Annotated in this window: 18 protein-coding genes; 13 read left to right on the forward strand and 5 right to left on the reverse strand. The window is 45.3% G+C overall.

Annotated elements, in window-relative coordinates:
* Positions 1-123 precede the first annotated feature (123 nt).
* Both ACEYV4_RS03325 and ACEYV4_RS03330 read left to right on the forward strand, forming a co-directional pair.
* On the forward strand, positions 124-1,464 hold the full coding sequence (locus ACEYV4_RS03325) for an APC family permease (protein WP_373842018.1): 1,341 nt from the start codon (positions 124-126) through the stop codon (positions 1,462-1,464).
* Between the two features lie 240 nt (positions 1,465-1,704).
* The gene (locus ACEYV4_RS03330) at positions 1,705-1,953 is read left to right on the forward strand and encodes a hypothetical protein (RefSeq protein ID WP_373842019.1); all 249 of its coding nucleotides are present in this window, start codon (positions 1,705-1,707) and stop codon (positions 1,951-1,953) included.
* On the opposite strand, the gene ACEYV4_RS03335 is transcribed toward ACEYV4_RS03330, so the two are convergent.
* Entirely contained in the window at positions 1,950-2,762 is an 813-nt protein-coding gene (locus ACEYV4_RS03335; RefSeq protein ID WP_373842020.1) for a Cof-type HAD-IIB family hydrolase, read from the reverse strand. The two genes, ACEYV4_RS03330 and ACEYV4_RS03335, sit on opposite strands and share 4 nt — an antisense overlap.
* Positions 2,763-2,914: 152 nt before the next feature.
* Between ACEYV4_RS03335 and ACEYV4_RS03340 the strand changes: the two genes are divergently transcribed.
* From ACEYV4_RS03340 to ACEYV4_RS03365, 6 genes are all read left to right on the forward strand, one after another.
* Entirely contained in the window at positions 2,915-4,291 is a 1,377-nt protein-coding gene (locus tag ACEYV4_RS03340; RefSeq protein ID WP_373842021.1) for an RsmB/NOP family class I SAM-dependent RNA methyltransferase, read from the forward strand.
* A 16-nt stretch (positions 4,292-4,307) separates the two neighbouring features.
* The gene (locus ACEYV4_RS03345) at positions 4,308-5,174 is read left to right on the forward strand and encodes an SPFH domain-containing protein (RefSeq protein WP_373842022.1); all 867 of its coding nucleotides are present in this window, start codon (positions 4,308-4,310) and stop codon (positions 5,172-5,174) included.
* Positions 5,175-5,189: 15 nt separating this feature from the next.
* On the forward strand, positions 5,190-6,935 hold the full coding sequence (locus tag ACEYV4_RS03350) for a LytS/YhcK type 5TM receptor domain-containing protein (RefSeq protein ID WP_373842023.1): 1,746 nt from the start codon (positions 5,190-5,192) through the stop codon (positions 6,933-6,935).
* Between the two features lie 2 nt (positions 6,936-6,937).
* The gene (locus ACEYV4_RS03355; RefSeq protein WP_373842024.1) at positions 6,938-7,678 is read left to right on the forward strand and encodes a LytR/AlgR family response regulator transcription factor; all 741 of its coding nucleotides are present in this window, start codon (positions 6,938-6,940) and stop codon (positions 7,676-7,678) included.
* A gap of 336 nt (positions 7,679-8,014) precedes the next feature.
* Positions 8,015-8,425 (forward strand): CidA/LrgA family protein, encoded by a 411-nt coding sequence (locus ACEYV4_RS03360; protein ID WP_373842025.1) that lies wholly within the window; start codon positions 8,015-8,017, stop codon positions 8,423-8,425.
* Positions 8,426-8,440: 15 nt separating this feature from the next.
* The gene (locus tag ACEYV4_RS03365) at positions 8,441-9,181 is read left to right on the forward strand and encodes an LrgB family protein (RefSeq protein WP_373842026.1); all 741 of its coding nucleotides are present in this window, start codon (positions 8,441-8,443) and stop codon (positions 9,179-9,181) included.
* 118 nt (positions 9,182-9,299) lie between these two features.
* Here ACEYV4_RS03365 and fni read toward each other — a convergent pair whose 3' ends face one another.
* From fni to mvk, 4 genes are all read right to left on the reverse strand, one after another.
* Positions 9,300-10,349, reverse strand: a complete 1,050-nt coding sequence (gene fni, locus ACEYV4_RS03370; RefSeq protein WP_373842027.1) for a type 2 isopentenyl-diphosphate Delta-isomerase — start codon at positions 10,347-10,349, stop codon at positions 9,300-9,302.
* Between the two features lie 87 nt (positions 10,350-10,436).
* The gene (locus ACEYV4_RS03375) at positions 10,437-11,546 is read right to left on the reverse strand and encodes a phosphomevalonate kinase (protein ID WP_373842028.1); all 1,110 of its coding nucleotides are present in this window, start codon (positions 11,544-11,546) and stop codon (positions 10,437-10,439) included.
* A 15-nt stretch (positions 11,547-11,561) separates the two neighbouring features.
* Entirely contained in the window at positions 11,562-12,554 is a 993-nt protein-coding gene (gene mvaD / locus ACEYV4_RS03380; protein ID WP_373842029.1) for a diphosphomevalonate decarboxylase, read from the reverse strand.
* Entirely contained in the window at positions 12,554-13,453 is a 900-nt protein-coding gene (mvk, locus tag ACEYV4_RS03385; protein ID WP_373842030.1) for a mevalonate kinase, read from the reverse strand. The genes mvaD and mvk overlap by 1 nt, the downstream gene beginning before the upstream one ends.
* Positions 13,454-13,685: 232 nt before the next feature.
* Here mvk and ACEYV4_RS03390 point away from each other — a divergent pair, with 232 nt between their 5' ends.
* From ACEYV4_RS03390 to ACEYV4_RS03410, 5 genes are all read left to right on the forward strand, one after another.
* The gene (locus ACEYV4_RS03390; RefSeq protein WP_373842031.1) at positions 13,686-16,556 is read left to right on the forward strand and encodes a helicase C-terminal domain-containing protein; all 2,871 of its coding nucleotides are present in this window, start codon (positions 13,686-13,688) and stop codon (positions 16,554-16,556) included.
* An 81-nt stretch (positions 16,557-16,637) separates the two neighbouring features.
* On the forward strand, positions 16,638-17,156 hold the full coding sequence (locus ACEYV4_RS03395) for a DUF5590 domain-containing protein (RefSeq protein ID WP_373842032.1): 519 nt from the start codon (positions 16,638-16,640) through the stop codon (positions 17,154-17,156).
* Positions 17,157-17,224: 68 nt separating this feature from the next.
* Entirely contained in the window at positions 17,225-17,941 is a 717-nt protein-coding gene (locus tag ACEYV4_RS03400) for a DnaD domain protein (RefSeq protein ID WP_373842033.1), read from the forward strand.
* 23 nt (positions 17,942-17,964) lie between these two features.
* Complete coding sequence (locus ACEYV4_RS03405) at positions 17,965-18,888, forward strand: DMT family transporter (RefSeq protein WP_373842034.1); 924 nt, start codon at positions 17,965-17,967, stop codon at positions 18,886-18,888.
* An 88-nt stretch (positions 18,889-18,976) separates the two neighbouring features.
* Positions 18,977-19,135 (forward strand): transposase (locus tag ACEYV4_RS03410; RefSeq protein WP_373842035.1); only part of this gene is annotated, 159 nt, incomplete at its 3' end.

Below are 19,135 nucleotides of genomic sequence, written 5' to 3' on the forward strand. Positions count from 1 at the left end.
CTGACCACTGATTTATTGATTGGTGGTCAGTCTTTTTCTTATTTAATTGAATTTTAATCTTTCTTTAATAAAGAAACCCTGCTACAATAGAAAACAATCAAATGTAAAGGATGTGATGCAAGGATGGAGAAACCACAAAACACAAATAGGGAGCTCAACCGTTCCTTAGGCCTGTGGTCAGCATTATCGCTCGTTATTGGGACGATCATCGGTTCCGGAATCTTTTTCAAGCAAGCTTCAGTATTGGATAGTGCCGGTTCCTCTAGCCTGGCATTATTGGCTTGGATACTTGGGGGCTTGATCACCCTAACTTCGGGGTTAACAGTGGCCGAGATTGGTTCACAGATGCCCTATACTGGTGGTCTTTACGTTTATATTGAAAATATCTATGGTCGTTTGACCGGGTTCTTGTCCGGGTGGATGCAAGCAATTGTCTATGGCCCGGCGATTATCGCGTCGGTGGCCGGCTTCATGAGTATCATGATGACCGAGCTTTTTGGCTTGTCGGCTGCCTGGCGAATTCCTTTAGCAGTGGTGACCATCCTGGCAATTGGGGCGATGAACCTGCTAGATAACCGGGTTGGCGCTGGTTTTGCCATTTTGACGACCATTGGTAAGTTAATTCCCATTGCGGCCATCATTATCTTTGGCTTGTTCTTTGGTCACGAAGACGCAATCGGCCAGACGGTTAGTCAGGTACACCAGGCCAGCGGTAATTTTGGGGTTGCTGTACTGGCAACGCTGTTTGGCTATGATGGCTGGATCTTAATTGCTAATTTGGGTGGTGAAATGAAGAATCCCCAGAAGCTGCTGCCCAAAGCCATTATCATCGGGGTCAGCGTGGTTCTGGTGGTTTATACTTTGATCACCTTTGGCGTTTTTCGTTTTCTGCCGGCGGTTAAGATTCACCAACTCGGTGAAGATACCACCAGTTATTTAGCCATGAAGGCCTTCGGGAAAATCGGTGGTCGCCTGCTTTCGATTGGGATTATTATTTCAATGATGGGGACGATTAATGGTAAAATCATGACTTTCCCACGGATTGTTTATGCGATGGCTAAACGTCACGATTTACCATTCTCTCGTTACCTAGCTTACGTTACTCCTAAAGCCAAAGAGCCGGTAGTGGCGATTGGTTTTATTATCGCCTTGGCCACGGTCATGATGTGTTTCTTTGATCCTGACCACCTCTCGGACCTATGTGTCTTTACGGTTTATTGCTTTTATACCTTAGCTTTCTTTGGCATCTTTATTTTGCGGCGCCGTAATCGCGGAAAGCCTCGTCCGTTTTCCACACCGCTCTACCCACTTGTCCCGTTAATTTCGATTGCGGGAGCGATCTTCGTACTTGCCAGTGAAGTTGTTAACGATCCTTGGGGTGTCGTTCTCTTCGTTGGGATCGTAATCATTGGCCTACCGGTTCTCTGGATGGTCAAGGAAATGGACAAGCACCGTCAAATGTAAATTAAGCATGGAAAAGTCTTCACTCGCTGAAGGCTTTTTCGGTTGGCTGAATTTGTGGTAAAATAAAACAGGCCCGGTGATATATGATCAGCCGGGTCCATGGTAGAAGTATATTGGCGAAAGCAATTGCAGAATTGCCTTCGCCTCTTATTATAACAAAAATTATTGTTAAATGATATGTATTGATATAATTTTTTTAATGATGATTGACTCTGATTAAATATAGAAGGGAATAAGCTCATGCGTCAAAAGATCTCGCTCTTATTAGCTATCATTGGAATAATTGTAATTGCGGCCGCTTTCGCCCTCAGTGGCTCCACTCGATTAGCTACAATCACCCTTGGTGTTATCCTGGCCTGTGGCGGCTGTTTAATGCTAATTACTAATGGCCACGTGGCTGAGCAGCATCGGACGACGACCTTGATGATTACAATTCTTTTTGTAATTGTCGTGGTGGCCTACATAATTAAAATTTTAGTATTTCATTAAACCCTTAGCTTAAAATAAGCCTGAAGATATTTGGCTAGTCCATTATGATCATTGTCGACGCTGGTAACATCGTCGGCAATTTTTTTAATGGATGGGATGGCATTACGCATGGCGACACCCCGTCCCGCTGCGTCTAACATTTCTTGGTCGTTGTGTTCATCCCCGAAGGCAATGATATTATTTTTACTAATATTATATTGTTTTGCGATGTAAAACATCCCCGATTCCTTGTGGATACCACGGTGGACCAATTCTAGAATGTGGTAAGGGCCACCCCAGACCCGTGGCTCGACAAAATCACCATATTTTTCATTGACGGCCTTGATAATATCTTGTTTATGATCAGGCTGGTATTCGATAGTCATTGCGAGCGGGTTACCGGCAAGGTTAGCGGCGTTAAGCACTTGACTGGGCCGAAGACGATTAGGGAGAAATTCTGGCAGGTGATTACTGGCGTGGTTAGCCCAGACGTGGAGCTTATTTTCCACGGTCAAAGTTTCAATTCCTAACTTCTGGTGTTGGGCCAGGAGGTCAAGCGCAATCTCTTGCGTCAATTCAACGTCATATTCCTTATCCCAGTGTTGGTGGGAAATATGAGTGAGGGCCCCGTTGAAATTAACCATCGGGGTTTTGATACCGATTTGATCATAAATACGTCGGGCAATCCGGTATGGCCGACCGGTAATAATGCTGACAATGTGACCATCGGCAGCAGCGGCGCGCAGTGTCTTGATGGTTTCAGCGGTTAATTGAGATTGGTTATTGAGGGTGGTCCCATCAAGGTCAATGGCAATTAAGTATTGATTCAATTAGTGTTCACTTCCTAAAATGGATTGTTGAATTAACATTATACGCAGTTGTGAGGCAAAAGTTAATTAATTTACCTTCGATACTAAAACGAAGTATTTTTCTTCCTATACTTTTAGGGTACAATAGGAAATGATTAAAGGGAGTGAAAAATGTGCAATTACCAGCGGAATTTATTACAAAGTACCAACGTTTGTTAGGGGATGAAGCACCGGCTTTTTTGGCTAGTTTTGACCAACCCAGTCAAAGCGGCTTTCGGGTTAATCCCTTAAAGCCCGCCCCGCTGGCAACGATTAAGGTAGCCCAAGGCCCGGTTCCCTATGTACCAGGGGGTTATTATGGTAGTGTTGATGGCAAGTCACTTGATCACGTCACCGGTGCCATTTACAGTCAGGAACCGTCAGCCATGTATGTCGGTGAAGTGGTGAACCCCCAGCCTGGTGAACGAGTCCTTGATCTCTGCGCTGCACCAGGAGGGAAAACGACCCATCTGATCGCTAAAATGAAAGACCAGGGTCTGCTAGTGGCTAATGAAATCTTCCGCAAGCGGGCACAGGTCTTGGCTGAAAACCTAGAGCGCTGGGGAACCCGTAGTGCCATGGTGATGAATGAAAGCCCGGCTGAATTGGAGGACCAATTCTCTCACTTTTTTGACCGTATCCTAGTTGACGCCCCATGTTCAGGTGAAGGAATGTTTCGCAAAGAACCGGCCGGGATGGAATATTGGAATCCTGACTACCCGGCTGAATGTGCGAACCGCCAAAGAAAGATTCTTGCCTCGGCTCTTAAGATGTTGAAGCCGGGTGGGGTGTTAGTTTATTCGACCTGCACCTTTTCCCCAGAAGAAGATGAGCAAAATATTGCTTGGTTGCTAAAGAACTATCCTGCACTAAGAATGTTACCGATTAAGAAATATCCAGGAATGGATGATGGGCGTCCGAACTGGGCAGATGGTAATCCCGCCCTTCGTCAAGCGGTTCGTCTTTTCCCCCACCATATTAAAGGGGAGGGACATTTCATCGCAAAGCTGCAAAATGGAGAATCAACGATGACGCCCGCTCGTCCAGTAAAACACAAAAAACACCGGCGCAAGAAAAAGAACCGTCAACAAAACCAACTTAATAAGCAGGCACGGACTGAGGTTAACCAGATTCGAGATTGGCTCGCTCCTAACGAACCAATGGATCACCTAGTAACTTTTGGTGATCAGCTATATAACCTGCCGGCAGGAATGCCTGATTTGACGGGGATGACGGTGTTGCGACCGGGCCTGCATCTCGGGGTGTTCAAGAAGAACCGGTTTGAACCAGCCCTGGCTTGGGCGTTGGTACTGGATCCACAGTCTTGCCAGCATGTCTTAAAACTAACTCCGGACCAGTGGCGACAATACGTTCATGGTGACGTCATTAAGCTTGACCATTCCCAAGCTAATGGGTGGTATCTGTTGACTTGTGATGGGCATGCCACTGGATTTGGTAAACTAGTTGGTACGACCATTAAGAATTTCTATCCAAAGGGATTGCGCTTTTAGGGAGGAAATTTAATCAATGAAAGAAAAAAATGCATTTCATGTAAATGGTTATTTAGGACTGTTAGTAGCGATTGCTGGTGCCCTGTTGGGTTGCTGGCTGGTCTACCATGGTTACCGCAGTCGGCAGACAGGGATCATTATCTTTGGAGCAATTGTTCTAGTGGTAGTGACTATCTTCTCGACCTCGTTAACGATTATTCAACCTAACGAAGCTAAAGCCCTGACCTTCTTCGGGAACTACATTGGAACGATCCGTGATTCTGGCTTATTCATGACGGTGCCTTTTACTGATAAGCAGGAGGTTTCGTTGCGGGTCGCCAATTTTAATAGTCAAATTCTAAAGGTTAATGATTCGAAGGGGAACCCAGTCGAAATTGCGGCCGTGATTGTCTACAAGGTCGTTGATACCGCCAAGGCCCTTTTCGCGGTTGATGATTATGAACAATTTGTGCAGATCCAGAGTGAGTCGGCAATCCGTCACGTTGCCAGTGAATACCCATACGATACCTTTGAGGATGAGAAGGCTTTGACATTGCGTTCTAATCCAACCGAGGTTTCTGACAAACTGACGGCGGAGCTCCAAGACCGGTTAAATGTCGCCGGGGTTAAGATTATTGAAACTCGGTTGACCCACCTGGCCTATGCTACCGAAATTGCCAGTGCAATGTTGCAGAAGCAGCAGTCCGCGGCTATTCTGTCGGCTCGAAAGATCATTGTTGAAGGGGCCGTTTCGATCACCGAAGATGCCATTGATCGTCTGGCAAAAGAGGCTCACCTTAATTTGACCGACGAGCAACGATTGCAAATCATCAATAATATTATGGTTGCCATCATCAGTGAACGGGGTACCCAGCCGGTTATCAATACTGGTACTCAGCAATAAGGCGGTTCGGCGGTTATGTTTTATCTGACAATCTTGATGATCGAGCGGGTCGGCATTGTAATTATCTTGGCCTTCCTGCTGGTTAATATTCCTGCCTTCCGTCGCTTACTCTTTTCGGAAAATTGGCTAGACAAGGTTCAGCTCGCGATTATTTTCGCCATTTTTGCAATTATCGCTAATGCAACCGGAATTGAAATTGATCCGGCTAACCAGTTGCATAATAAGATCCTTTTGACGGCCATCTCGCCAAATTACTCAATCGTCAATGCTCGTATCTTGGCTGTCTCAGTAGCCGGAATCATTGGCGGACCTTGGGTAGGGGGAAGCGTTGGCCTGATTGCCGGCCTGCACCGGGTAATTTTAGGCGGAATGGCGCCCGAAGCCTGGTTTTATGTGCCAAGTTCGGTCTTAATTGGCCTTTTGTCGGGTTATCTTTACAATGACCGTCGTGATCCGATGACGGTCATGACACCCGGGCATGGTTTCTTGGTCGGCCTAGTCATGGAAACTATCCAAATGGTTTTTGTTTTTCTTTTTAGCCCAACCGGCTGGACCTTAGTGCATTACATTGCTTTACCGATGATTCTGATCAATTCGCTTGGAACGTCGATCTTCTTGTCGATTATTGCGATGTACCTGCGGCAGGAAGAAGAAACGCGGGCAACTCAGACCCATTCGGTTCTTCAATTAACGAAGGAAACTCTTCCGTTTTTACGTAATGGTCTGAACATGAAATCGGCTCAGCAAGTGGTGGAGGCAATTCGGCGGCATACTAACTTCGATGCCGTCAGCATTACCGATCGTCAGAACATCCTGGCCCATGTTGGCGCCGGTAGTGACCATCACATTCCGGGAAAAATGATGCTGACCCACTTGTCCGAAATTGTCATTCGTAGTGGCCAGGTTCATGTTGCCCGCACCAAGGAGCAGATTGGTTGTACCCATCCTAATTGTCCCTTGGAGGCGGCAATCGTGGTGCCGCTACGAGTTAAGAATAAGGTCATTGGGACACTGAAGATGTACTATACCCAATCGTGGCGGCTGACTCCGGTGGAAATTCAATTGGGAACCGGTTTAGGGGAGATCTTCGCCAGTCAGATTGCTTTGGGCCAGGCGGAGATGCAGTCTAAATTGGTCCGGGATGCCGAGATCAAATCACTTCAGGCCCAAGTCAACCCGCATTTTTTCTTTAATGCGATCAACACGATCAGCGCGATGATGCGGATTGATGCTAAAAAGGCTCGCCAATTATTGTTGCAACTGTCGACCTACTTTCGCTCAAACTTAATCGGCGCCCGATCAACGAAAATTACCCTAGCCCAGGAGATGGAGCAGGTACACGCCTATTTGATGTTAGAGCAAACCCGCTTCCCTGATCGCTACCTGGTCAACTTCCATAGTGCGGTCAGTGATGATGTCCTCCTGCCACCGTTTACCATCCAAGTACTGGTGGAAAATGCCCTCAAGCACGCTTTTGGTAAGCGTCGCCATGGTAACGTTGTTAATATTAACTTGACCCGGGTGAATGACCGTTTGCACATTGTGGTGGCCGATAACGGGATAGGGATTGATCCTCGTATTCTAGCTAAATTGGGTCAGGAGGCGGTTCCATCCGCTCATGGAACTGGGACGGCCCTTCAAAACTTAAACCAACGCTTGGTTGGTCTTTATGATGAGCGTAGTCAACTTGATTTTGCTACTGGTAAAAATGGAACAACGGTTACTATTTCAATTCCACTCACAACGAAAGGGGAATCATAGTTATGAAGGTGTTAATTGTTGATGATGAACCACTGGCGCGGGAGGAACTGCACTATCTGGTGGGACAGAATCCTAATGTAGAAGCGGTGTACGAAGCCGATGGGGTAAATGAAGCCCAGCAGATAGTGGCTGAACAACATCCACAATTAATGTTTTTAGATATTCAGTTAACTGATGGCAGTGGGATGGCCTTGGCAGAAAGCCTTAAAGACCTACCAAAGCACCCTTACATCGTCTTTGCGACCGCTTATGATCAGTACGCCTTAGATGCGTTTAAGGCTGATGCAATTGATTATATTCTAAAACCATTCTCCCAAGATCAGGTTAATGATGCTATTAGTCGTGTTCAGAAGATCATTTCTTCTTCGACGGGGAAGGAACCAGTTGCTAAGCGTGAGCAGGCGCAGCAGACTAATCCCCGGTTATCGTTAACCAACGATGATCGAACCATTGTCATTCAGAAAGCATCAATTCTTTATATTCAAACCCAGGGTGGAGAAACGGTGGCCTCAGTACAAGGTGGCCACCAGATCAGCAGCAAGCAGTCTTTAACTAGCTTGTTGAAGCAACTCGATCCGGCGCAATTTATTCGGGTTCATCGTAGCTTTGCCGTTAATTTGAACATGGTCAGCGAATTAGAACCGAGTTTTAATCACACCTATGAATTAACCCTTAAGGATGGCAGCAAGATTCCGGTTAGTCGGTCTTATGTCGCCAAAGTTAAGCAGGCATTGGGGATGTAGTAAAAATTAAATATAAAGTAGGAAAGCAATTCACAATTGTTTAATTTGTGAATTGCTTTTGTATAAGAAGAATTGTTTATTTGCTAAATACACTTAATGGTATGAAACTTGAAGGTGTTAGGGCATATAGAAAATTTAATTTGTTGTTAGCTGAACAAAATTAAGGGCATCTCATAGTGCAATGAGGGCAACTTATCCTTAATTTATGCTATTTCATTGTTAAATCCCGCACAAAGTTGAAATATTGCGTTATCATTACAGTTGTAATGAGATTGCAATTGTGATTGCAATGTCTAGCAATTATTCAAAGTTTATTTCTGTGGGAGGGAATATATTATGGACAAGAAGGATAAAAAGCCAGAAGCTTCCAACATTTATGTTCAAATGGGAATCTTCGCTGCTATTCTGTTTGTTTCTCAACTGATCTCTGATCTGTTCCCAGCAAGTTTCGTTGTACCAACTCCTTTAATTGGGATGGTTCTACTTTACATCTTGCTGGCATGTCACATTGTAAAGCTACACCAAGTTGAAAAGTTTGGTACCTTTATGATCGGTCTTATTGCATTCCTGTTCGTTCCATCAGGAATTCAGTTAGCTGATCACCTGGACATCATGCGTCGGGAAGGTATCCAAGATGTTTGTGTAATCATTATTGCTACGATCATCCTCTTGGTTGTAATTGCCTACGTTGGTGCTTTGGTTATGAGCATTCACCACAAGATTACTGGTAACAAGGACAAAGACTAAGGGGGGCCAATTATTATGTCAGCTACAATTATGACTAATCTAGCATTACCATTCACTGGTATTTTCATTTCATTAATTGTTTATCTTATTGGTATGTGGTTATCCAAGATTAGTAATGGGTTCTTCCTATTTAACCCACTGCTTGTCGGAATGGTATTAGGAATTGTTGTTTTGGCCATTTGGGCTAAGAGTACTGGTTCCACGACTGCTGCGGTTTACACCAAGTACTACCTGCCAGGTGGTAACATGATTTTCTGGTTCTTGAACCCAGCTACGATGGCCTTTGCCATTCCTGTTTACAAGGTTAACAACATTTTCAAGAAGTACTGGTTCGATATTATCGTAATCTGCTTCGTCGGTGGATTTATTTCACTGTTCCTGATTCAACTTGTAAGTAAGCTGTTCGGCCTTTCTGCTGCTTCAACGGCTTCAATGCTGCCACAGGCTGCCACTACCGCCGTTGCTATGCCTATCGCTGCCGGTGTTCATGGTGTTCCAGCTGTTACTGCGATGGCATGTATCCTTAACGCCGTTGTTATCTACGCCTTGGCTGAATTCTTGATCAAGATTCTTCGTCTCGACAAGATTTCACCAGTTGCTACTGGTTTAGGTTTAGGTTCTGCAGGGCACACGGTTGGTTCCGTTAAGGCTCTGTCCCTTGGTGAAGTTCAAGGTGCGATGGCCGGTGTTTCTGTTCTGATTATTTCTCTGGCTATGGATATCTTGGTTCCAATTTACGCCCACATGTTCATGTAATATTATTAGGAGATAATTGATCTCTAGTAATTAAAAAGGTTCGTTAGCAAGTGCTAGCGAACCTTTTTTGCGTACCTGGGGAAAAACTTTTACAAACCCATTCCAGTCCTAAATCATCTTAGATTAATTTTCGTTGCCGGGCATAATCATAAAGATCCCCTTGAAGTACAAAATCGACACGGTGAGATAAATCGGTGAAGCGTTGGCAGCCAAGTAAGGTTAGAAGACGAAGAATTTCTTCTTGCCAACGACAGAGTTCTTCATCCAATGCATTTTCACCATGACGAATAAGAATATTTAAGAAGTAACCGGCGACGCCAACCGTTTGGGCGCCCAGTACGCCCGCCTTAATTACGTCGAGGGGATTAATGATACCACCAGATGCGATGATAGTTGGTGAAGGATCTTTAATGACCCGGGCTTCTAGCAACGATTCAGGCGTAGTTTGTCCCCACTTATTTAACTCGGGTAATCCTAATCCATGACTCCGCCGATTTTCAATCAGGGCAAAATTAGTACCTCCCCGTCCGCTGATGTTGATATAACGAACACCTGCGGCTAATAAACGCCGAATCGTTTGTTGACTCATTCCGAAGCCGACTTCTTTAACAATTATTGGTACGGGGAGGGCTTTTACCAAACATTTAATATTGTCAATCCAATGAAAGTTGCGGTCGCCTTCCATCATCGTTAATTCTTGAGCAGCATTGAGGTGGAGCTCTAAGGCGTCAGCATGGAGCAGCTTAATTGCCGTTTGGGCTGCTTGAAGGCTTGTCCCAGCGCTCAAATTTGCAAAGACAAGGCCTGCAGGGTCTTCTTCGCGGACGACGGTAAAAGAAGGACGAGTCGCCGGTTCACGAATGGCAATGCTTAATGAACCGGTGGCTATTGCTAAGTGATGACGGGCCGCTTGGTGGGCTAAAGTACGGTTAACCTTCATGGCTTGGTTGCTACCACCCGTCATTGCTTCTAGGTAGAAGGGCCATTCAAGGTGCAAATGTGGGCCTAATTGAACCCGGGGATCGACGTCGGTGGTACTCATTTCCGGTAATGCATTATGAATTAACCGAATTTGATTAAAGTAGTGATGGGTATGTGCCTGCTTAAAGGAGGCAATTGCTAGGGAGAGATGTTCATTCTTGCGGTTAGCTTGTTGTGATTCCATCATTAATTTCCTCCTAAGTTACTAAAAGGGTGGTGGCAATTAATAATGATTGGTTGTCACCACCCGATTGATTATTATCGTTACCTAGTCTTATAACGGTAGATGTTGTTGCACACTGTATTTAATGTCGTCGATGAAGTGGACGGAGAGGGGTAAACGCTCGATCTTTTCCTTTGCCCAGGACTTCAGAACACCTTTGAAATTAGCATGACGATCAATTGCAACAATTCCACAATCACCGCCACCGGCACCAGACGTCTTAGCGGCTCCACCAAACTTCTCAGCGATTTGGCAGAGTCGGTTTAGGACGGGTGTCTCGATATCCACACCTGAATTAGCACCAAGTCGCTTGAGAAGATTACGGTTATAGCGAATTTCTCGCTTGATGACTTCGAGATCCTGGTGATGAAAGCCATCGACCATTCGTTGGATGCACGCCTTACTGTCATCAAGAAAGCGGTGATATTCGTCTTGCTGACGAGCCTTGAAAAGGGAGATCTTATCGACTAATTGCGAAGTAGAAGCGGGTTTCCCAGTCCAACCAATCAAAAGTTCTAAGTCTTTAGGTGCTACTAGTGGTTCAATTTTTAGGTCTGGCCATGGTAAGTCAATTAATTCTTTTAGGTTAAGGTATTTTCGCTGTTGGGCAAGCCACTGACGATCAAATGAATGGTAAGAAATCCATCCACCATAAACTGAGGCGGCAACGTCACCAAGAGAACCATTGCCTTGGACGGCGAAGTGGGCGATGGCAGCGAGCTTAAAGATTTCATCCTTAGTGACCGGGAGATGGTAGAAGTGACACAGTGCTTTAACGGTGGCAACGGTAACGGCGGCTGATGAGCCGAGACCGTACTTACGACCATTGGCACTATCAAGTTGGCTATCGATGTGCATATCATAGATTCGTAGTTCTCGTTCAAAGCTGCGTGCATATTCTTCCGTAACCTTAATGGCAGAAAGAATATAAGAAAACGGGTTATCCCGTTTATCGACGACCATTCGATCACCCAATCGGCGCCAACTTAATTGGTTATTGGCATATTGTTTGCTAATGATTTGACCAACTTCGCGGGCACTTTCTGTAATTGTACAAGTTACAAATTGGTCAAGTGCCACTAAAATTGCGGGATAGCCGTTTTCAACGACAGCATATTCCCCCGCAATGTATAACTTCCCCGGAGCTTTTTCAGTAATCAAAGTATCAAAATCCCCCTATAATAGTACCTTTTTTGTTTTCTCATCCCAAATTTGAATTCCTGGTCCAGCTGCTGAAACTATCAGTTGTGACCGGTCAAAATATTGACTTAAGCCAGCAATGACACGTTCACGGTCCCGATGGTCATAAATCACTTTGACATTGGGACCGGCATCCATCGTATAATAGCATTTTATCCCCCGCTTGCGCAATGCTCGAACAGCGCGCATTGCCGTTAGGGTTTGACTATTAAAGTAGGAATAGCCCGGATCAGCCGATAGGGTAAGGGCATGCATCCGGAGAGCATTTTCTTCAGCGATGTGGCCAATAGTGGGAATGTCACGCTGCTGAATAGCCGCTTTAATAGCTTGCATGTCATTGGCAACGACCTGTCGCCAGCTAGCATAGTAAGGTGAGGTGGCAACAGAGGCCTGCATCCCTTGCCTACTAGTAATCTTCTTTTTCTTAGTGTTGATCATGATTGCAAGCATTTCAAGCCCAAAATCAAGCTTTTCCATGACTGGTTCGGCGTAAGAACTGTGGTCATCATGACCCCGATGCCATTCTACTAGGCCACCGTAAATTGAACGGGTGGCCGATCCAGAGCCCCGGCGTGCTAGACGAGAAAGTTCCCGCCGATTAAGTTGCATCCCAGCAGCAGCACTGGCAGCACCAGCCAGAGCCGCAAAGGCAGAAGCCGAGGAAGCTAATCCGGCAGCAGTTGGAACGTGGTTAATCGAGTTGACTCGAGCAAATTCAGTGCGACCGGCACGCTGACGTACCAAATCTAAGAAGGCACTAGTGCGTTGTGCAGCAGCTGGTGTCAATCGGTGGTGGTTGATCGAAACCTGGTCAGTGGTCAAAGTCGGGTCAAAAACAACTTGGGTAGTTGTGTAGAATTCATTAAGGGTTAACGAAAGACTATCCGTTTGTGGAATAATTAGTTGTTGATCCTTCTTGCCCCAATACTTGATGAGCGCAATGTTAGTATGTGCCTTGGCGGTTGTCATTACTCTTCACCCCGGCTATCCAATGGCTGAATCCACGTCTGATGAGCCCCGTTTTCTTTAAGAATAGTCGCCAGTTTACGAGCACCTAAAGCGGTAGCGGTAATGGCAAACATGCAACCGCCACGACCACCACCGGTTAATTTGGCCCCGAGAGCACCATTATTATTGGCAACCTTAATTAGGTGGTCAAGCTGGTGGTTGCTGACTTGAAGAGCTTGCAGGTCATGCTGAGCAGCTGTTAGCGCTGTGCCCAACTTAATAACTTCATTATTGGCTAGAAATTGACGAGTTGCCTGAACGAGCTTGCCGAGGTGTTTAATATGACTTTGGGCCATTGCAGGTGCAGTTTGCAGTAGCTTTTGAACAGCCAGGATGGCTTCCTTGGTGGCCCCTTTGATTCCTGTATCGGCGATTACCATTGTTGCTTGTAGGTTGAGAGGAATGGGGGTTCCTTCTTGTCCCTTAATAAAGTAAAGGGGAACTTTGGAACTGGTGGTTGCCGCGTCTAATCCTGAGGGACTACGGTGGGTAATTTGCTCTTCAACGTCAGCTAACTTTAACAGTGTTGGCCGGTCGAGGGGCTGACCATAGTAGTTAAAGAATGCCCGGACGATGGCAATTGCAGTTGCGGCGGAAGAACCCATTCCTCGCTCAGCTGGCAATTGACTATCAATTGATAGCCGCCAGTAATCATCTTGGCCATTAAATCGTTTCACAAGTGTCGCAATTAATTTTTGAATGCCATGCATCGTCTCCGGGAGCGCTTGCCAGTCACAATCGGAATAACGACTCTGGACAATTTGCCCGGCCTTTGCTTCCTTGATAGTGACGACGAGCTTAACATCGGGGAGGGGAAGGGCAATAGCTGGTTGTCCATAAACAACACTATGCTCACCCATTAAAATTATTTTTGCATGACTTTCTCCAATCCCCTGTTGTCTCAACGTTGAAACCTACTTTCTTAAAAAAATTCCATTCTCCATCATAGCTTATAATGATAATTTAGGAAAGGGGATTCCCATCAGACATTACCAAATCTAAACATTTAACCGGAATAATTGTTAGCTACAGCAAACAAATTTCGAATGGTGTATCATTAATAGAGGATTAATAATTTATTGAAGAGATTCGGTGATAAGTGTGAATAAACAAAAACAACGACGCCGACAGCATGATAAACAGGCGCCTATTTATTCGGTTGTCGATTTGGAAACTACTGGCACCAGTGTCAATCATGGTGACCGAATCATCCAAATCGGTTGTGTTTTAGTCCAGAGCGGTCAAATTATCAATCGGTTTGCCACGATGGTTAATCCACGAACAAAGATTCCTCATTCGATTGTACAATTGACTGGTATTCATGATCGGGACGTTCGGAAGGCCCCCTTGTTCGAAGACGTTGCCGGAACAATTTATAGCCTTTTGACCGGGACAATTTTTGTTGCCCATAACGTTAATTTTGATTTTCCGTTTTTGAATGCGGAATTAGAACGAGCTGGCTATCCAACTTTATCGATCACCGCAATTGATACGGTAACCATGAGTCAAATCCTTCTACCGACTGCCCAGAGCTTCCGGTTACGTGACTTGACCAGTTCGTTGCATATCGAGCATGATCATCCCCACAGCGCGGTTTCGGATGCCGAGGCCACTGCTCAGTTATTAATTGATCTTCTGAAGCGGATTCAGCATTTGCCAACGCTGACCTTGGAACGGATCGTTGAATTGAAGCTCGACCTTCCTCAACAAACGGCGACAGTCTTTGATCATGAATTAGCACGACGAGTTGATCATCCGTTACCGTTGACAGAAGGTTTATACGTTAGTCATGGCTTAGTTTTGCATAAGCAGCGTCCACTAACGGTTGCCAAGTCAGCCGCTACTCCCCGTTATCCATCGACAAAACGGGCCAAAGCCAAGCTCTTTGGTGATCGGTTAGCGGTGCGACCGGTCCAAGCTAAAATTATGAATAGCATCTATAATAATTACACCCATGACGAGCCAAAGAACATGATCGTTGAAGCGGGCACAGGCAGTGGCAAAACACTGGGTTATCTTTTCCCCTTAAGTTATGTTGCCTACCCCGATAAGCAGATTGTTGTTAGCACGGCAACGAACCTTCTTCAACAACAGATTGCTGAGCAAGCAGTGGCCCAGCTCAACCAAGTATTGCCGTTTCAAATGAACGCGGTAGTGGTGAAGGGTAATGATCATTATCTTGACCTCGCTAAATTTGCCCGGTCGCTGAGTGTGGTTGAAGATTCTAAACTAGTGCAGCTTTTTAAGGCCCGGCTGTTGGTTTGGTTACTCGAAACAACCAGTGGTGATTTGGATGAGCTGAACTTGACGGCCCAGCAATCACCTTACTTTACGGAAATTCGCCACCATGGGATTAAAAGCTTAAATCCCGATGGTGAATTTTATAATGATGATTTCCTAGTGCGACGTGAACGCCGGCTGAAACAGGCTAACATTATTATTACGAACCATGCTTACCTAGTTGCTCATGCTCAAGAATTAGGGGATGGGACACGACGACCATATTTGGTTATCGATGAAGCCCAGCACCTTAGCGACAATATCTTGCGTCGTTCTCGTCGACAATTTGATTTTTCACGTTTACGAACAGCTATTCATGTGCTTAGCGGACTAGTTAATAACGGCAGTGAGCGCAACCTGACGGACGTCTTTGCTGACCATGCCCTGGCAAGCTATAACGTTGAACTATTGCGGGGTGACTTAACAGCGATCGAACAGGCTGTCAATCAATTCCAACAGGCTCTCTACCGGCAATTCATGCAACAGACGACGACCAATAGTGAAAACGCACTGATTGAACAACCGCTTGAAAATAATCAATTAGAGGAGCTGCTAGATGTTGGTGGCCCCTTAATGATGAACCTGGAGCAAGCTTTGAGTAGTGTACAGTTGCATTTTTCGGCTCTCCAGCACATCTTTGACCAGCAAGCCGAGCGGTGGCTACCAAGCGATCGTTACTTGATGAGTCAATTCCAAAGTCAGATGGTTAAGCTAAGTGACGCTGATGACACCTTGAACCAGTATAATCGAACTCTTCAACACCAGGGTGAGAATGCTACCTTTTGGCTGCGTATTCGTCAATCCAGCGAACGCAGCGCAATGCAGCTCAATGGAGGGTTAGTTGCGGTCAATCATTACCTAACTGAAAATGTTTACCCTTACTTTGCTCAGCCGCTCTTTACGGGAGCCACACTCTTTTCGTCGGCACGATCCCATTATCTTTATCAACAACTGGATCTTGACCGTCAATCCACCTTGGCCAAACGGTTCGCTTCTCCGTTTGACTATCAGACACGTGCTCGTCTGTTCGTAGCCAAGGATTCACCGGTGCCGACTGCCCGTAACAATGCTGATTATGTTCGTTATCTTAGTCGAACCATTTACCAATTAACTAAGAAAACGAACTGTCAGACGATGATCCTTTTTAATTCGCTAGTAATGATTGAGCAGGTTTACAGTCAACTGCGTGAAACCGACTTGTTTGACCAGCGTGATATCCTCGCTCAAGGAATTACGGGGGGACGGGAAAAGCTGCTGAAACAGTTTGCTAACGGTCACCACGCAATCTTGCTGGGGGCTTCCAGTTTTTGGGAGGGAGTTGACCTGCCTAAGGCCGCTTTGGAGCTCTTGATTGTGACGCGATTACCATTTGATGCTCCAGATGAGGTTATGACGCGAGCCCAGAATGAGCTTTTAAAGCGTCAGGGAAAGAATCCCTTTTACCAATCGGCCTTGCCCAAGGCAACGATGCGTCTGCGGCAGGGAGTCGGACGGTTGATTCGAACGCCTGATGATTACGGAATTGCCGTGGTGCTTGATTCCCGTCTTTACCAACGTCGTTACGGATCAACTATTCTTAAAAGCTTTCCCAAGAATCTGCCAATCAAGATTTTGCCAACAGACCAACTGATTTTAGCGACAAATAAATTCTTAAAAAAGAATTACCATTCCCCACAAAATTAAGCTTTTTTGTTATAATTATTAAGATTAATTAACATGACTACTGACGATTCTTTCGTCAGGTAATAGGAAGGGAATAATTACATGCAAAGTCGACGTGAGGTCCAGCGTGAACAAAATCGTGGTTCCGCGCTGCGCACGATTCGCAATATTTTATTAACAATTTTGATCCTATTATTGGTAGGGTGGAGCATTTATGCTGTTGCTAACCAGCCACGGGCAGCGGCTCGTCGGCAGACGGTTACGATGGCTAAGCAATATGCCCACCTGCACTCCCCCGGCCACTTTTATATTTTTAACCGGGAGAGCACTTATTATAGTATTACGGGTCGCAACCAATCTAACCAACCAATCTTGGTAATTGTTCCGCAGCATGGTGGTAGTATTCGGGTCGTTAAGCAGGCAAACGGAGTGACTGAACAACAGGTCCGGGCGATGACCATGGCCAATCGTCACCCTACCCAAATTATGAAGATTGCGCCGGGAATCTTCAATGGCAAGGTAGTTTGGGAAGTTACTTACCGTAGTCATCAAGGTAAGCTTTGCTATGACCTGGTTAACTTCAAGAATGGTCGGTATGTACAACAAATTAATAACTTGTAACTTATCAGAGGAGTTGTAACCAGTAGTTATGATTCCTCTCTTCGTTTGTCAAAGAAAGGATGGTAATCTTGGCTGAAAAAAAGGCTTTGCAACGGTACTTACAAGCTGGGGAAACGATCGTCAGCAATCTCTTGTTACGTCATTATAAGCAGATTGGCTTAACGACGGCTCAACTAGTTCTTTACCTGCAATTTAAGTCATACCAGGATCAAGGGACGATGAATCCTGATGTTCGCTTGATTGCTAAAAACTTAGGGACCTCTGAGACCCAAATTTTTAATCAGCTTCACCAGATGATGACCAATCGTTTGGTTGAGCAGCGGGTTCGCCAATTGGCAGATGGTAAGGAGGATGCCATTTATGATTTCACGCCCTTAGTGACTAAACTGGTGGATCTTGATAACCAAACAGTTACTAAAGCGACTAAGCAAGAGCAAGAAAATACTCGGCAAAAAATTTTTGCAATGCTGGAGAGTGAATTTGGTCGTCCCTTATCGGCCATGGAACTGCAAATCGTTAATGATTGGCAAGATCGTGATAATTATACTCCGGCAATGATTAAGTTGGCTTTACGGCAAGCTGTCTTAAACGGCGCCCATAATCTTCAGTATATGGAACGAATCCTCCAAAGCTGGGCTCGACAAAACCTGCGGACTGAACATGACATTAATGAACACGAACGGCAATTTGAAAATCGAAGGGATGCTCAGCATGGTCAGCGGGCAAGTAGTGCGGGGCCACATTCGGCTGGGCCTAAGATACCAATTTATAAACTAGGTGAATAGCTTTTAGAAAGGATTGAATACATATGGATAAGTCTTCGTCATCACATCACGTTATGCGTGGAATTGCAATCGCGGCCTTGGCCTCAACCATGTGGGGAATTTCGGGAACGGTTCTTCAACTGATTTCACAAAATCTTGCGATCCCAGCTACTTGGATGCTTTCAACACGTACTATCGTTACTGGTGTAATTTTGTTAATCCTTAGTGGTTTTCTTTATGGGAAGCGAACGTTTGCGGTTTTTAAAGAACGAGCGACTACTATCTCGGTGGTCTCTTACGCAATTTTTGGCTTAATGGCTAATCTATTAACCTTCTACTACGCGATTCAGCTAGGAAATGCCTCCGCGGCTACGATCTTACAGTACCTTTCACCACTCTTTATCGTACTCGGTGGAGTGATTTTCCTTCATCGCCGTCTCTTCCGGAGTGATATTATCGCCTTTGTAATTGCCCTACTAGGGGTAGTGTTAAGCATTACCCGGGGAAATATTACTAAGCTTGCCATCCCGGTTGACTCCCTACTTTGGGGAATTGGTTCGGGGATCACGGCTGCCTTATACGTGGTTTTACCCCAACGGGCGGCAGCCAAGAATCCACCGATTGTTGTCCTGGGTTGGGGGACAATGATCGCTGGTGTGCTCTTTAACCTTTATCGACCTTTCTGGATTAACCCGCCTCGGATTTCACCAACGTTAATAGCTTCGGTGGGGACGGTAGTGCTGTTCGGAACCATTTTGCCCTTTGTTTTACTAATGGTAGCTACTAAATTTGCCCCGTCAGACGTGGTTAGTATTATGGATGCCCTTCAGCCAATTGTGACTTCAATTTTGAGTGTGATTTTCTTCCACCTGGTTCTTAATTGGGTCGAAATCTTAGGAATCATCCTCGTAATTTTGGCAATTTACATTCTTCAGGAGGGCCGTCGGCGAAAACTTAAGGGAATTTAATTTTACTTCAGAACATAAATAGGCCTCCAGAGTTTGAACTGCCCTAAAATTGTTAGACAAATCTAACAATTTTAGGGTGGTTTTTTATATGACAAAGTATTCAACACAATTCAAAATCAAAGTTGTTCAAGAATATTTACAAGGTGGCATCAGCCAATATAAACTATGCAAAAAATATGGCATGGCAGATAAAACAATCGCACAGCACTGGATTAATCTGGCTCGGGAACACGGTTTTGAATTCTTA

Source organism: Limosilactobacillus sp., assembly GCF_041859915.1.
Lineage (GTDB): Bacteria > Bacillota > Bacilli > Lactobacillales > Lactobacillaceae > Limosilactobacillus.